The sequence below is a fragment of the Pseudomonas sp. S1_G07 genome, from assembly GCF_054668565.1.
Genome location: NZ_CP162778.1, coordinates 5508941 through 5523112, shown reverse-complemented (window position 1 = coordinate 5523112; position 14172 = coordinate 5508941). Strand labels below are relative to the sequence as shown.

15 protein-coding genes are annotated in these 14172 nt (G+C 60.8%); 10 read left to right on the top strand and 5 right to left on the bottom strand.

All coding sequences use genetic code 11. The features are described 5' to 3' along the window. Nucleotides 1-22 precede the first annotated feature (22 nt). The 7 genes from AB4O05_RS25120 (at nucleotide 23) to AB4O05_RS25090 (ending at nucleotide 5638) form a co-directional block, all read left to right on the top strand. Nucleotides 23-1012, top strand: a complete 990-nt coding sequence (locus AB4O05_RS25120; protein ID WP_460134745.1) for an alpha/beta fold hydrolase — start codon at nucleotides 23-25, stop codon at nucleotides 1010-1012. Nucleotides 1013-1199: 187 nt separating this feature from the next. Further along, nucleotides 1200-1691, top strand: coding sequence for a ribonuclease E activity regulator RraA (rraA, locus tag AB4O05_RS25115; RefSeq protein WP_460134746.1), 492 nt, complete (start codon nucleotides 1200-1202; stop codon nucleotides 1689-1691). 25 nt (nucleotides 1692-1716) lie between these two features. After that, a complete protein-coding gene (locus AB4O05_RS25110; RefSeq protein ID WP_460134747.1) occupies nucleotides 1717-2712 on the top strand; it encodes a zinc transporter ZntB in 996 nt (331 codons plus the stop codon). Nucleotides 2713-2799: 87 nt separating this feature from the next. Next, on the top strand, nucleotides 2800-3045 hold the full coding sequence (locus AB4O05_RS25105; protein ID WP_005790375.1) for a hypothetical protein: 246 nt from the start codon (nucleotides 2800-2802) through the stop codon (nucleotides 3043-3045). Between the two features lie 2 nt (nucleotides 3046-3047). Continuing rightward, nucleotides 3048-3872 (top strand): mechanosensitive ion channel family protein, encoded by an 825-nt coding sequence (locus AB4O05_RS25100; RefSeq protein ID WP_003175519.1) that lies wholly within the window; start codon nucleotides 3048-3050, stop codon nucleotides 3870-3872. A gap of 87 nt (nucleotides 3873-3959) precedes the next feature. Next, on the top strand, nucleotides 3960-4550 hold the full coding sequence (gene sigX, locus AB4O05_RS25095) for an RNA polymerase sigma factor SigX (RefSeq protein WP_153872683.1): 591 nt from the start codon (nucleotides 3960-3962) through the stop codon (nucleotides 4548-4550). Nucleotides 4551-4657: 107 nt separating this feature from the next. Then, entirely contained in the window at nucleotides 4658-5638 is a 981-nt protein-coding gene (locus tag AB4O05_RS25090; protein ID WP_460134748.1) for an OmpA family protein, read from the top strand. A gap of 58 nt (nucleotides 5639-5696) precedes the next feature. Here AB4O05_RS25090 and cobA read toward each other — a convergent pair whose 3' ends face one another. The 5 genes from cobA to AB4O05_RS25065 all read right to left on the bottom strand — a co-directional run bounded on the left by cobA (nucleotide 5697) and on the right by AB4O05_RS25065 (nucleotide 11375). After that, nucleotides 5697-6440: a uroporphyrinogen-III C-methyltransferase gene (cobA, locus tag AB4O05_RS25085; protein ID WP_460134749.1), complete on the bottom strand. Its 744-nt coding sequence runs from the start codon at nucleotides 6438-6440 to the stop codon at nucleotides 5697-5699. 27 nt (nucleotides 6441-6467) lie between these two features. Continuing rightward, nucleotides 6468-8138: a protein kinase domain-containing protein gene (locus tag AB4O05_RS25080; RefSeq protein ID WP_460134750.1), complete on the bottom strand. Its 1671-nt coding sequence runs from the start codon at nucleotides 8136-8138 to the stop codon at nucleotides 6468-6470. Then, the gene (locus AB4O05_RS25075) at nucleotides 8138-9349 is read right to left on the bottom strand and encodes a nitrate/nitrite transporter (RefSeq protein ID WP_460134752.1); all 1212 of its coding nucleotides are present in this window, start codon (nucleotides 9347-9349) and stop codon (nucleotides 8138-8140) included. The genes AB4O05_RS25080 and AB4O05_RS25075 overlap by 1 nt, the downstream gene beginning before the upstream one ends. 210 nt (nucleotides 9350-9559) lie before the next feature. Continuing rightward, entirely contained in the window at nucleotides 9560-10135 is a 576-nt protein-coding gene (locus tag AB4O05_RS25070) for an ANTAR domain-containing response regulator (protein ID WP_460134754.1), read from the bottom strand. 13 nt (nucleotides 10136-10148) lie between these two features. After that, nucleotides 10149-11375 (bottom strand): CmpA/NrtA family ABC transporter substrate-binding protein, encoded by a 1227-nt coding sequence (locus AB4O05_RS25065; protein WP_460134756.1) that lies wholly within the window; start codon nucleotides 11373-11375, stop codon nucleotides 10149-10151. 249 nt (nucleotides 11376-11624) lie between these two features. On the opposite strand from AB4O05_RS25065, the gene sctC reads away from it, so the two are divergent. The 3 genes from sctC to AB4O05_RS25050 all read left to right on the top strand — a co-directional run bounded on the left by sctC (nucleotide 11625) and on the right by AB4O05_RS25050 (nucleotide 14162). Further along, on the top strand, nucleotides 11625-13079 hold the full coding sequence (gene sctC, locus AB4O05_RS25060; RefSeq protein ID WP_460134757.1) for a type III secretion system outer membrane ring subunit SctC: 1455 nt from the start codon (nucleotides 11625-11627) through the stop codon (nucleotides 13077-13079). Between the two features lie 239 nt (nucleotides 13080-13318). Further along, nucleotides 13319-13708: a winged helix-turn-helix domain-containing protein gene (locus AB4O05_RS25055; RefSeq protein WP_460134758.1), complete on the top strand. Its 390-nt coding sequence runs from the start codon at nucleotides 13319-13321 to the stop codon at nucleotides 13706-13708. Continuing rightward, nucleotides 13701-14162: a transglycosylase SLT domain-containing protein gene (locus AB4O05_RS25050; RefSeq protein ID WP_460134759.1), complete on the top strand. Its 462-nt coding sequence runs from the start codon at nucleotides 13701-13703 to the stop codon at nucleotides 14160-14162. The genes AB4O05_RS25055 and AB4O05_RS25050 overlap by 8 nt, the downstream gene beginning before the upstream one ends. Nucleotides 14163-14172: the final 10 nt, after the last annotated feature.

The following is a 14172-nucleotide window of genomic DNA, read 5'->3' as shown; positions in this document are numbered from 1 at the left end:
CCCTTTTTTGTGCAAGAGCATTATGCAAAGCAGCAGCAATCTGTTTCCCGTCGCCCTGATCAGTGCTGAACGTCGTGGCGACCTGAGTGAAGATGTGTATCGGCTCAAACCCGGCAACAGCCCCGACGGTACCGTCGAGCTGGCGGTGACCCGGTTGGGGTTGGCCGATGTCCCGGAAAACCGGGGCATTCCCGTTATTTTGTTGCACGGCAGTTTTTCCAATCGGCGTTTTTGGTACTCGCCCAAGGGTGTTGGCCTGGGCGCCTACCTGGCGCGACAGGGGTTTGATGTGTGGATCCCGGAAATGCGTGGGCATGGCCTGTCCAAGCGCAACCATGGCTACGCCAGGAATCGCGTCGCCGATTACGCCCGCTACGATTTGCCGGCTATCGGCGCGTTTGTGCGTGAGCAAAGCACGCAGATTCCGCATTGGATCGGCCATTCTCTCGGGGCGACTACCCTGGCGGCGGCCCTTGGCGGGCAACATCTCGGCGCGCCGGCAGTGGCGTCGGTTGCGCTGTTTGGCTGTCAGGTCAGCCGCACCCACTGGCCGTTGAAAATCCCGCCCGTGGAGTGGGCCGGCCGATTGTTCTTGAAGCGCCTTGGCGAGGTGTCTGGCGCGCGGTTCAAGCGCGGCCCGGAGGATGAACCGGCGGGCTTACTGATCGAAGCCATGCGTTGGAACGGCCTGTTCGGCCGCTTTGGCGAAGGGAAGCGGGATTGGTGGAAAGGCCTGGCGGATGTCGATGTGCCGCTGCTTGCGGTGAGTGCCGCAGGCGACCGGCAGGATCCGGACTGGGCCTGCCGCAAGCTGTTCGAACAAGTCGGTTCCGTGCATCGCCAGTACCTGTGCCTGGGGCGTGGGCAGGGCTTCAGCGGGGATTTCGGGCATGTGGAGATGCTGATCAGCAAAGCCGCGCAGGCCGAAGTATGGCCGCTGGTGGCGCAATGGTTGAAAGACCCGCTTACACCTTTGGTCGGCGCTCCGGCCGAGGCATTCGCCACAGTTTGACGGAGCGCTCTACCATGGGCGTTTCGTTCCAGCGAGGTTGCGGCTAAGATATGACGCGCCCGGCGCTTCTGGTCATATTCAGTCGCGCAGTGGCTATTGCGTTGCAGCCTGGCGAATGGGATGTTTCGCACCCGCTGCGACCGGTACTTCCTTGAAAGACACTTCTTTGACCGAAAGGAATTTTTCGATGAATCATTACGTGACCCCCGACCTTTGCGACGCCTACCCGGAGCTGGTGCAGGTGCTCGAGCCTATGTTCAGTAATTTCGGCGGCCGAGACTCCTTTGGCGGCGAGATTGTCACCATCAAGTGCTTCGAAGATAACTCCCTGGTCAAGGAGCAAGCCGACCAGCCGGGCACCGGCAAGGTGCTGGTAGTGGACGGTGGCGGGTCCCTGCGCCGCGCATTGCTGGGCGACATGATCGCCGAGAAAGCCGCGAAAAACGGTTGGGAAGGGCTGGTGATCTACGGTTGCATCCGTGATGTCGATGTCATCGCCCAGACCGACCTGGGGGTGCAAGCCTTGGCCAGCCACCCAATGAAGACCGACAAGCGCGGCATTGGCGATCTGAACGTAGTGGTCACGTTTGCCGGCGTGACGTTCCGTCCGGGGGAATACATCTATGCCGACAATAACGGCGTGATCGTGTCGCCCAGCCCGCTGAAAATGCCTGAATAAACCGCAATAGCCGACAGGGGTAAGGATGTTCGAGGAAGAAAACGCGCAATGGGGCCTGGTGCATGCCCTGGTGCTGGACGGTAAAGGCGGTGCGCGTTCGATTGCCCGGACCGAGCTCGACGATTTGCAGCTGCAGCCCCAGGAAAGCCTGTGGCTGCACTGGGATCGCAGCCATCCCCAAACCCAGACCTGGCTGCGCAGATCCAGTGGCTTGACGGAGTTCGCCTGCGACCTGCTGCTGGAGGAGAATACCCGGCCGCGTCTGTTGCCGCTGCCGGATTCCGAGCTGCTGCTGTTCCTGCGCGGGGTCAACCTCAACCCAGGCGCCGAGCCGGAAGACATGGTCTCGGTGCGCATTTTTGCCGCCGCCAGCCGTGTGATTTCCCTGCGTTTGCGCCCGCTGCGCGCCACCGATGAACTGTTGGTGCAACTGGCGGATGGCAAAGGGCCGAAAACCGCATCGGAACTCATCCTGTATTTGGCGCAGTACCTCACCAACAAAGTGCAGGATCTGGTCACGGATTTGTCAGAAATCGTCGATAGCGAAGAAGAAAAACTCGATACCGACGAACGGTACACCCCGGAACATGGCAGCGTTTTGCAGATCCGTCGGCGAGCGGCCGGGCTCAAGCGATTCCTGGCTCCGCAACGGGATATTTTTGCCCAGCTCACGCGGATAAAATTGTCGTGGTTTTGTGATGACGATGCCGACTACTGGAACGAATTGAACAACAGCCTGACCCGCTACCTGGAAGAGCTTGAGTTGACTCGGGAGCGCGTGGGGCTTGTGCTGGAGGCCGAAGACCGGCGTTTGAGCGTACGCATGAACCGCACCATGTATCGCTTCGGGATCATCACCGGGATCTTCCTGCCGATGAGTTTTCTGACCGGCCTGCTGGGCATAAATGTGGGCGGGATTCCTTTCTCGGGCAGCCCTTATGGATTCCTGGTCGCATGCCTGTTGATGGTGACGGTGGCACTCGGACAATGGTGGCTATTTCGACGATTACGCTGGGTTTGAGCTGAATATGACCTGAACGTAGGAAGGGTCTCATGTGACCCGACGAATTTTACCCTCGTCTTTTAATTCACTTGCGAGAGGTCTTTTATGCACGATCCGTTCGAACAGTCTTTGCGTGACATGCTCAATGCCTCGCCGTCCAACCGCGACGACGATGCCTGCCTGGGCCGCGTGTTGAAAACCGCCAACCGTCAGGTTGGAGCGGGTGATCTGTTCGGTCTGCTCGGCCGCTGGCTGCCGGCGTTGATGATGGCCCTGAACAATGGTTCGGCCCACGTATCACCGGTTTCCCGTCGTAAACCTCTTGCTCGCACTGCTGATAAGGCTGATTGAATATGGAACTTGATCTCTGGACCCAGAGCCTGGTCACCGCGATGACCGCATTGTGGACCAAGGTGGCGAATTTCATTCCCAACCTGTTTGGTGCCCTGGTCCTTGTGCTGCTGGGCTTTGTCGTGGCCAAGCTGCTTGACACCCTGCTGTCCAAATTGCTCGCCAAACTGGGTCTTGACCGCCTGATGGCGGGCACCGGCCTGACCAAGCTGCTGGGGCGTGCCGGGCTGCAAGTACCGATCTCCACGTTGATCGGCAAGATCGTTTATTGGTTCGTTTTGCTGATTTTCCTGGTTTCTGCGGCTCAATCCCTTGGACTTGAGCGAGTTTCAGCTACGCTCGACATGCTGGCGCTGTATTTGCCGAAAGTGTTCGGCGGCGCGCTGGTGCTGCTGGTAGGCGTTTTGCTGGCGCAGTTGGCCAATGGTCTGGTGCGCGGGGCGGCCGAAGGCGTGGGACTGGACTATGCCGCTGGCCTGGGGCGAATTGCCCAGGGGCTGGTGATCATCATCAGTATTTCGGTCGCGATCAGCCAGTTGGAGGTCAAGACTGACCTGCTCAACCATGTGATTGTGATTGTTTTGATTACCGTTGGTCTGGCCGTTGCGCTGGCCATGGGCTTGGGAAGCCGGGAAATTGCCGGCCAGATTCTTGCGGGAATCTATGTGCGCGAGCTGTATCAAGTGGGGCAGCAGGTGCGTGTGGGCGAGGTCGAAGGGCAAATCGAGGAGATCGGCACAGTCAAGACGACGGTGCTGACCGATGATGGCGACCTGGTGTCGTTGTCCAATCGGATTCTCCTGGAGCAGCAGGTCAGTAGCCGCTAAACCGGCAAACCCTGCTAATGTACGCCGCCGCGAACCCGGCTCACCGGGTTGTGGCGGACATTGACCTGACTGTCGGCACGACTTGTTTTGAATAAAGCCCAAACGCTGTCCACGCGCTATGACCCCCGTGAGCTCTCTGATGAGGAGTTGGTCGCGCGCGCACACACGGAGCTGTTTCACGTAACTCGCGCGTACGAAGAATTGATGCGCAGATATCAACGCACTCTGTTCAACGTTTGTTCAAGGTATTTAGGGAACGATAGAGATGCGGATGATGTCTGTCAGGAAGTGATGCTCAAGGTGCTGTATGGCCTTAAGAACTTTGAGGGTAAATCGAAGTTCAAGACCTGGCTCTACAGCATCACGTACAACGAGTGCATCACGCAGTACAGGAAGGAACGGCGAAAGCGTCGCTTGATGGACGCTTTGAGTCTTGACCCCCTTGAGGAAGCGTCTGAAGAAAAGGCGCCGGCACCCGAGGAAAAGGGCGGACTTGATCGCTGGTTGGTGCATGTGAACCCGATTGACCGCGAAATTCTGGTGCTACGATTTGTCGCAGAGCTGGAATTTCAGGAAATCGCCGACATCATGCACATGGGTTTGAGTGCTACAAAAATGCGTTACAAACGTGCTCTAGATAAATTACGTGAGAAATTTGCGGACGAGACTGAAACTTAGTGCGTGGCAAATATCTCTTACGTGTAGGCAAGTTCTGTTAGACTTGTCGCCGAGTTGTCCCCCGGTTTGTGGGACTGCTTTACAATCACCAGATGGGGATTTAACGGATGAAACTGAAAAACACCTTGGGCTTGGCCATTGGTTCTCTTATTGCCGCTACTTCTTTCGGCGTTCTGGCACAAGGCCAAGGCGCAGTTGAAGGCGAGCTGTTCTACAAGAAGCAGTACAACGATAGCGTCAAGCACATCGAAGACGGCTTCAATCCTGGCGCTCGCATCGGTTACTTCCTGACCGACGACCTGTCCTTGAACCTGTCCTACGACAAGACCAACCACACCCGTTCGAACGACGGTACTGGTAACCAGAAGATCAAAGGCGATACCGGCAGCCTCGTTGCCCAGTATCACTTCGGTCAAGCTGGCGTAGACAGCCTGCGTCCATACGTAGAAGGCGGTTTCGGCCACCAGAGCCGTACCAATGTGCTGGCTGACGGCCACAGCGGTCGCGATCAGACCACTTTCGCTACCGTCGGTACCGGCGTGAAGTACTACTTCACCAACAACCTGTACGCTCGTGCCGGTGTTGAAGCTGACTACGGTCTGGACAACGGCAAGTGGGACTACTCCGCACTGGTTGGCCTGGGCGTGAACTTCGGCGGTAACGCTGGCGCAGCAGCTCCAGCTCCTACCCCAGCACCAGCTCCAGAGCCAACTCCAGAGCCAGAAGCTCCAGTTGCTCAGGTTGTTCGTGTTGAGCTGGACGTGAAGTTCGACTTCGACAAGTCCGTTGTTAAGCCTAACAGCTACAGCGACGTGAAAAACCTGGCTGACTTCATGGCTCAGTACCCAGCTACCAACGTAGAAGTTGCTGGTCACACTGACTCCGTAGGTCCAGACGCTTACAACCAGAAGCTGTCCCAGCGTCGTGCTGACTCTGTTAAGCAAGCCCTGGTTAAAGACGGCGTAGCTCCTAGCCGTATCACTGCTGTAGGTTACGGCGAGTCCCGCCCAGTTGCTGACAACGCAACTGAAGCTGGTCGCGCTATCAACCGTCGCGTAGAAGCGTCGGTTGAAGCTACCGCTCAGTAATTACTGAGATGTAGAAAAAACCCGGCTCCGGCCGGGTTTTTTTCGTCTGGAATTTACCTCAGGCGCTGGCCGCCGATGCCACGTAGGCGGCCTGTTCGGTAGCGGCTACGCTGCCGATCACCAGGATCGCCGGACTTTTCAAGGCGAATGCGCGCGCATCCTCATGCATCCGTGACAGCTCGCTGCGACACTCCCGTTGCTGGGGCAGCGATGCATTTTCGATCATGGCTACCGGCATGTCCGCCGCCATCCCGCCTTCCAGTAACTGCTGGCGTATCTCTTCCAGTTTCGCCACGCCCATATACACCACCAATGTTGTCCCGCCTTCGGCCAGCGCGCGCCAATTCAGGCGACTGTCGTCCTGGGTGTGTGCGGTGACCAGGGTTACGCCGCGACTGACGCCGCGCAAGGTCAGCGGGATGGCACAATTGGTCGCACCCGCCAGCCCTGCGGTGATGCCGTTGACCAACTCTACCTCGACGCCGCGCTCACGCAGCCATGTGGCTTCCTCGCCACCCCGCCCGAAAATGCACGGGTCACCGCCCTTGAGCCGCACCACGCACTTGCCCTGGCGCGCGTAACGCAGCATCAGGCGATGGATAAAGTCTTGTGGCGTCGAGCGGCAGCCGCCGCGTTTACCCACGGTGATGACCCGCGCCTCAACGCAGTGCTCCAGCACGGCCGGGTTGACCAGATCATCGATCAACACCACCTCGGCTTCGTTCATCGCCCGAACCGCCTTGAGGGTCAACAGCTCCGGGTCGCCGGGACCCGCGCCCACCAGCCAGACTTTTGCGTTCATGTGTTTTCCCTCATGTAGAGATTGGCGTCAGTTGTGAAAGAGTGAATACAGCAGCACCAGGTTGATCAACATCGACAGCAGCGCCAGGGTTCGCCAGACCTTCAACGGCTCTCGCTCCAGCAACGGCCTGGGGCGAATGCTGAGTTCCTGGCGATCAGCCTGTTCCAGCACCCGTAACCATTCTTCGGCGGTTTCATAACGCTGTGCCGGTTGAGCGGCGATGGCCCGTTCCAGGCTCAGCGGCAACCAATCCGGCAGGTCAGGGCGATAACGACTGGCGCTGACCGCTTGGCTGAACCTGGGCCGTTGGAAAGCTTCGATTTCACCGTAGGGGTAATGCCCGGTCAGCAGGTAATACAGGGTGACTCCGACGCTATATAAATCCTGCTGGGTCGTAGGAGGGTCGCCATTGAATGCTTCGGGGGCAATAAAGCTCGGAGTGCCAGGCAGTACGTGGGCGCGGTCTTCCGAGAGACCGGGGCAGTAGGCCAGGCCGAAATCCAGCACGCGCAATTCACCGTCGTCGCCCAGCAGCAGGTTTTCCGGCTTGATATCGCGGTGCAGGATCTGCCGTCGATGCAGCATGCCCACGGCGCGCAGCAAGCGTTCGGCCACGGATTGCCATTGCGCCAGGGGCAATGGGCCCTGATGCCGGAACAGCTCGGCCAGGGTTTGCCCCGGATATTCGCGCATCACGTAATACAAATGCTGGCGCCCACTGGCTGCATGCACTTCAGGAAACGCGCGGCCGGCCACTCGTCGCAGGAACCATTCTTCCGACAGCAATGCCTGGCCGGCGTCGCTGTCATCGTCGCGATTCAGGGGCAGGGTTTTCAGCAGCCAGGGTTGCTGCTGGGCATCGCGCACCCGGTACAGCAAGGATTGTCGGCTTTGTGCCAGCAGGGCCTCCACCTGCCAACCTTCGAAGTGTTGCCCGGCCTTCAAGGGCGGCGGCAGGGGCCATTGCTGCAGTTGCACCAGGGCGTCGCCGAGGGTGGCCGCGCCCAGGGTGTCGACACGCACCAGCAACGCGCTGACATTGTCCTGGCTGCCGGCCAGATGGGCGGCGTTGACCAGGGTGTTTACCGCCAGGTCCAGATCGGCTTGTTCGCGCAGGATCGCACGGATGCTGTGATCGCCGAGGGTGGCCCACACGCCATCACTGAGCAGCAGAAAGCACTCGCCCTGGCGCAATTGGCCATCGAGGAAATCCAGCACCAGGTGCTGATCCAGGCCGAGGGCACGTTTGAGCACATGCTGCATGCCCGGTTGTTCCCACACGTGATCTTCGCTGATGCGCAGCAACTCGCCGTCCAGCCAGCGATACACCCGGCAATCACCCACATGGGCGAGGGTGAAGCGTTGGCCGCGAAAGACCAGGGCGCTGAGGGTGGTCAGCAGCGGCTGGCCACCGCCATTGGCCTGCAGCCAGCGATTCTGCGCCAGCAGCAAACGCTCCAGTGCCTGGGCCACGCCCCAGGTTTGCGGCGTGGCGTAGTAGTCCAGGGCCAGGGCCTGCAGGGTCGAGCGTGATGCCAGGCCACCGTCGGCACATTGGCTGACGCCATCGGCCAGGGCACACAGGTAGCCTTTGCTCGCCGCCAGTTCCGCCACGGGGGTGACAACCCGCAGCGCATCCTGGTTTTCCGCCCGTGGGCCGATGGCGCTGGCGTGGGCGACGCTCAGTTGCAGGCTCATCAGACGCGTGCGGCGGTCACGGCGGCCGAACCCCAGGTGGTTCTCCAGCGACGCTTGACGCCGTGCAGACCGAACCAGGCCAGGACGCCCAGGCTGGCGAACAACCACAGGGCCAATTGGTAGCTGCCGGTGCTTTGCTTGATGGCGCCCATGCCCGCAGCCAAGGCGAAACCACCGATGCCGCCGGCCATGCCGATCAGGCCGGTCATTACGCCAATCTCACGACGGAACCGCTGTGGCACCAACTGGAACACCGCGCCATTGCCTGCGCCAAGACCGAGCATGGTGCACACGAAAAGTGCCAGCGCCGCGTAGGAGCTGGGCAGGTTGAAACCGACGGCGGCAATGCAGATCGCCGCGATGCTGTACATGCCGAGCAGGGTACGAATCCCACCGAATCGGTCGGCGAGGGCGCCGCCCAGTGGGCGCATCAGGCTGCCACCGAACACGCAGGCGGCGGTGTAGTAGCCTGCGGTCACGGGGCTCAGGCCGTACTGGTCGTTGAAATAGCCGGGCAGGGCGCTGGCCAGGCCAATAAAGCCGCCGAAGGTCACACTGTAGAAAAACATGAACCACCAGCTGTCACGGTCGCCCAGGGCCTTGAAGTAATCCGTCATGGACTTGGCCTTCGGCCGCTCGGGGGCATTGCGTGCGAGCCAGGCGAAGATGGCGAGCGTGAGGACCAGTGGAATCAGGGCAAAGCCGAAGACATTGCTCCAGCCGAACGCCGCTGCCAGCACGGGGGCCAACAGCGCCGCGAACACGGTGCCCGAGTTGCCAGCACCGGCAATCCCCATGGCCTTGCCCTGGTGTTCAGCCGGGTACCACTGGGAGGCGAGCGGCAGCGCCACGGCGAAAGACGCGCCGGCCATACCGAGGAAGAGCCCCAGCAGCAGAGCTTGCTCGTAGCTGTGAACCCCCAGTTTCCAGGCGCCGAATAATGCGACGATCACGATCACCTGACCAATCAGCCCGGCGGTCTTGGGCGACAATTTGTCTGCCAGCATGCCCATCAGAAAGCGCAGCACCGCGCCAGCCAGGATCGGCGTCGCCACCATCAGGCCACGCTGTTGGGTGGTCAGGTGCAAATCGGCGGCGATCTGCACCGCCAGCGGGCCCAACAAGTACCAGACCATGAAGCTCAGGTCGAAATACAGGAACGCGGCAAACAGGGTCGGGGTGTGCCCGGATTTCCAGAAGCTTGATTTCATCACGCACCTCAACGGTTGGGAGTCTTGTAAGAAGGCCTGGTGATGGAGCCGCCGGCTAAGGCCGCCCCACCGGCCCAGTTCGACTGGGCCAAAACGAAAAAACGCCGCCACCGGGTTCGCGAGGGCAAACCGGGTGTGCGACGTCTTTGTCGTGGAGGGGCAACCGCCGTTGGTTACCTGTAATGATTGTTTAGCAAGAGATGAGCCAAATCAGCCGAGCAACTCGTTCATGGCGATAATCTGCTCCGCCACCTGGATCAGCTTCTGCTGGCGACTCATGGCCTGGCGACGCATCAGGGTGTAGGCCTCTTCCTCATTGCAGTCCTTCATTTTCATCAGCATGCCCTTGGCCAGCTCGATGCGCTTGCGTTCCGCCAACTGCTGGTCGCGGGCCTGGAGCTGGGCGCGCAGGGCCTGGTCGCTTTCGAAACGGGCCATGGCCACGTCGAGAATCGGTTGCAGGCGCTGGGCCTGGATGCCTTCGACGATATAGGCACTGACGCCGGACTTGATGGCCTGGCGCATCACATTAGGGTCGTGCTCGTCGGTAAACATCACAATCGGCCGTGGCTGGTCGCGGCTGACCAGCACGACTTGCTCCATCACGTCGCGGCCCGGTGACTCGGTATCGATCAGAATCACGTCCGGGCGCACCGTTTCGACGCGGGCCGGGAGGTCGATGGTCAGGCCGGACTCATCGATCACCTCGAAGCCGGCCTCGATCAGTGCGGTTCTGAGGCGTCCGACCTTGCGCGGGGTGTCGTTGATCAACAGGATTCGCAGCATAAAAGTGCTCCTGTCAGCGCGAGGCCTGGTGGTTGGTGTGGTCGGCCAGGGCATGCAGGCGGAAGCTGCGGGCGTAGCCGGCCGGGTCCGAGCCGTCCCAGACCTTGCCGTCGATCAGTTGGCTGCTGCGCATGTCCTGATTGCGGGGGGGAATGTCCAGGGCGTCGGCCGCCTGGCGATAGAGCGCCAATTGTTGTACCTGGCGGGCGACGCCCTGATAGTCCGGGTCTTCGCGCAGCAGGCCCCAACGGCGGAACTGGGTCATGAACCACATGCCGTCGGAGAGGTACGGCAGGTTCACCTCGCCATTGGCAAAGAAGCGCAGGGCATGGGGGTCTTGCCAGTGATTGCCCAGGCCGTCGTCATAAGCCCCCAGCAGGCGCGGTTCGATGCAGTCGAGCGGGGTGTCGAGGTAGTCGCGGCCGCTGATCAATTGCGCGGTGGAGCGGCGGTTTTCCGTGCTCTCTTCAATGAATCGGCTGGCCTCGAGGACGGCCATCACCAGCACGCGGGCGGTGTTGGGGTATTGGTCGACGAACGCCTGGGTGCAGCCGAGCACCTTTTCCGGATGGTTCGGCCAGATCGCCTGGGTGGTTGCCAGAGTAAAGCCCTGGTTTTGCGCCACGGCACTGGCACACCAGGGCTCGCCGACGCAAAAGCCATCGATACGCCCGGCTTGCAGGTGCGCAACCATTTGCGGTGGGGGGACCACGACGCTGTTCACATCCTGCAACGGATGAATACCTTGGCTCGCCAGCCAGTAATACAGCCACATGGCATGGGTGCCCGTGGGAAAGGTCTGGGCGAAGGTCAGTTTTGTTCGGCTTTGGTGCACGTGGCGGTCCAATGCCTCAGGAGTGACCACCCCTTGCTGTTGCAGGCCATGGGACAGGTTGATGCTTTGACCGTTCTGATTCAGTCCCATCAGCACCGCCATGTCGGTGGGGGCTACGCCGCCGATGCCCAAGTGCACGGCATAGATCAGGCCGTACAGGCTGTGGGCGGCGTCGAGCTCGCCACTGACCAATTTGTCCCGCAGGCTGGCCCAGGAGGATTGGCGCTTGAGGTTCAGGGTCAGGCCATAGGGTTGAGCGAAGCCCTGGGTCGCGGCCACCACCAGTGAAGCGCAATCGCTCAAGGCCATGAAGCCCAGGTCGAGGCTGCTCTTTTCCGGGGCATCGCTGCCGTTGACCCATGCCAGCGGGTCGTTCGTCGGGCTGTTGCCAACCGAATCGTTCATCAACACCTACCTTTTCTTCCAAAAAAAAGCGTCGTTCCCTTGGATGGCGATGTAAGGCCACTGTGGGTAACGACGCCCTTGTCCGTAAGCTCGCTCCGCCGTTGGCGCGTGCTCCGCGATAGAGTGCATAGCAAGGCACATGCCACGGACTGGGTGGCGCCGCCAGCCGTCACATTTTCATCATGATTGAAAATGTGTGTCCTCCCAGTATGGCCGCTTCTTATGGCCAGGCTGTTCAGGAACCCCACGGTGCACGCTGACCTCCCCGCAACGCTGTCCCACCCCTGGCTGTGTCGCTGGCTGCTTTGTGTTGCGTTGCTCTCGGCCAATGCGCTGGCGTGGGGCGAGAGTTACCAGGCGCGGGAGCAGAGCCTGCATACCGTCCTTACTGCCTTGTCGGTGCCCTTGGGCGTGCCCGTGGTGGTGAGCCGCGAGGCGGCGCGTAAACGTTTTACGGGCAGCCTTGATCTCGATGCACCGCAACGAGCCCTGGAAACGCTGGCGCTGCAACAGGGCTTGATCTGGTACGGCGATGAGCAGGCGATTTTTCTTTATGACGCCAGCGAGGCAAAAAGCTCGGTGGTGACGCTGCGCCATATCACCGTTGACAGGTTTCGCAGCCTCATGCGTCGCTCGGGCCTCGATGAATCACGCTACCCCTTGCGCGCAAGTGGGGAGCGCACGTTCTATGCGGCCGGCCCGCCGAATTATGTCGACCGGGTGTTGCGCCTGGCCCAGCTGATGGACCGCCAGCGGGCTGACTTGCGCGTGGGGACTCAGGCTTTTGCCGTGGTCCAGGTGCTCAATACCCATGTGGCGGACCGTCGGTACACCCTGGGCGAAGAGCGGATCACGGTGCCGGGCATGGCGTCGATGATCGAGACCCTGCTGGCCAGCGAGCAGAAGGGCCCGCTGGCCGACAAGAGCCTTGCGGTGATCGCCTATCCGGACACCAACAGCCTGTTGGTCAAGGGGAAGCCTGCGCAGGTAAGTTTCATCGAGCGACTGGTGGCGGAACTGGACACACCCAAGCGGTCTGTCGAAGTGTCGTTGTGGCTGGTGGACGTTGACCGTAGCGAATTGGAGAAGCTGGACCTGGCCTGGGACAAACAGGCCGGGACCGCGATCACGCGAATCCTGGAACCGCTGGACGATAATCGCTTGATGCTGCAGCTCGCCGCGCTGGAGCGCCGTCAGCGAGCCAAAGTGCTCCAGTTGCCGGTGATTCTCACCCAGGAGAATGTGCCGGCGGTGTTCCAGGACAATCGAACCTTCTATCTGCCAGCGCCCGGAGACGACTCGGTCGATTGGAAACCCGTGCGTTATGGCACGCAGGTCAGCGTGCTACCGCGCTTTGCCGAGGCGAATCGGATCGAGATGCTCCTCGACATCATGGATGGCCGCCAGGTGAGTGAAACCGGGCGTCGCGCAAAACCGACGGCAGTGGGGCGGGTGGGCGTCAACAGTGGGGTGCGGGTGCCGCAGGGCAAGCGTTTGTGGCTGGGCGCATTCAACCGTGAGGCCCATGAGCGGCGGCGCGGTACGGCGACCGGTCGCGCAGCTGAGGTTCGCCTGTTTGTGATTCAGGCCCGGGCCGTGGGGAATGAAGTGGAGGGGGCGGGAGGCCCGCCGCCATTGACTGCGGCGCAACACGACCGTGTGCAGCGCGCTTTTTTACGGTCGGGGCGCGAACCTTCCATGTGAATAGGGGGCTGACCCATGCATCGGGCAGGTGGGTTTACCGCAACCACGGCGCAGGCGCCTGGAAGCTAGCAATGGGGAATTATCCTACTGGGCTGCTCCAGTAATCGCTGGATGTATGAGCTTATTCCTAGCGTGGCTCGTAAGGCGGGTTTTTATAGTAATGACGTGGGCACTTGAGCCAGCACTGTAAATAAGGACGTCAATGTCAGTAGTCGAAAACCGAGTTGGAGAGGGTCGTCGTGGATGATGAATTGACGACGAATGCGCTGACGTTTGCCTGTTGGACCCTGCATGACGACGGACGACTGACCCGCGAAGGCTCGGTGGTTCAGCTACCGCCCAAGGAGTGGCATGTGTTGCGCTTGCTGCTGGTTTCCGGCGGTGTGCTGATGACCAAGGATCGCTTGCTGGGGCTGGCCTGGCCCCAGGGGGAGGTCGCCGAGGAATCGCTGACGCGTTGTATCTACTCGCTGCGTAAACACCTTGGCGCCGACAAGGGGTTGATCAAGACGGTTTACGGGCGGGGGTATCGTTTTACCTGCCCGGTGAGGGTGGCGCGGCATGTTCCCAGGGAGAGCGGAGCCGTTGAACGTGTGTGTCCGGCCTGCGGCCAGGTCAGCCATGGGTAGGCGCTGGTGCACGGGCCTCGTGCTCGGGGTATGGATGAGCGGCAATCAGGCGCTGGCCTATTGTTGGGAGGAAACCGCCCGGCGCTACGATATCGAGCCCGAATTGCTCCAGGCGATCGCCGCTGTGGAGTCGGGTTATCGGGCCGACGCGATGAACCACGCCAACCGGAACGGTACACGTGATATCGGCCTGATGCAGATCAACAGCATCCACTTGCCCCGCCTGCTCAAGCTGGGGATTACCGAGGAGCGACTGTTGAGCGAGCCCTGCCTCTCGGTGGACGTCGGGGCTTCAATACTGGCCGAGTTCATCCGGCGCTTTGGCTACAACTGGACTGCGGTGGGTTCCTATAACGTGGGGACGGGTGCCGGGCCTGAGCGCGACGCCTTGCGCAGGCGCTATGCGGAAAAGATCTGGGCGCGTTATGAGGCGCTGGTGCAACAGCGCTATTGACGTTTGGATG

Coding starts and splice junctions, on each gene's coding strand:
- AB4O05_RS25120 (WP_460134745.1), top strand. CDS start 23: ATGCAAAGCAGCAGCAATCTGTTTCCCGTCGCCCTGATCAGTGCTGAA.
- AB4O05_RS25050 (WP_460134759.1), top strand. CDS start 13,701: ATGGGTAGGCGCTGGTGCACGGGCCTCGTGCTCGGGGTATGGATGAGC.
- rraA (WP_460134746.1), top strand. CDS start 1,200: ATGAATCATTACGTGACCCCCGACCTTTGCGACGCCTACCCGGAGCTG.
- cobA (WP_460134749.1), bottom strand. CDS start 6,440: ATGAACGCAAAAGTCTGGCTGGTGGGCGCGGGTCCCGGCGACCCGGAG.
- AB4O05_RS25075 (WP_460134752.1), bottom strand. CDS start 9,349: ATGAAATCAAGCTTCTGGAAATCCGGGCACACCCCGACCCTGTTTGCC.
- AB4O05_RS25110 (WP_460134747.1), top strand. CDS start 1,717: ATGTTCGAGGAAGAAAACGCGCAATGGGGCCTGGTGCATGCCCTGGTG.
- AB4O05_RS25100 (WP_003175519.1), top strand. CDS start 3,048: ATGGAACTTGATCTCTGGACCCAGAGCCTGGTCACCGCGATGACCGCA.
- AB4O05_RS25105 (WP_005790375.1), top strand. CDS start 2,800: ATGCACGATCCGTTCGAACAGTCTTTGCGTGACATGCTCAATGCCTCG.
- AB4O05_RS25080 (WP_460134750.1), bottom strand. CDS start 8,138: ATGAGCCTGCAACTGAGCGTCGCCCACGCCAGCGCCATCGGCCCACGG.
- AB4O05_RS25070 (WP_460134754.1), bottom strand. CDS start 10,135: ATGCTGCGAATCCTGTTGATCAACGACACCCCGCGCAAGGTCGGACGC.
- AB4O05_RS25090 (WP_460134748.1), top strand. CDS start 4,658: ATGAAACTGAAAAACACCTTGGGCTTGGCCATTGGTTCTCTTATTGCC.
- AB4O05_RS25065 (WP_460134756.1), bottom strand. CDS start 11,375: ATGAACGATTCGGTTGGCAACAGCCCGACGAACGACCCGCTGGCATGG.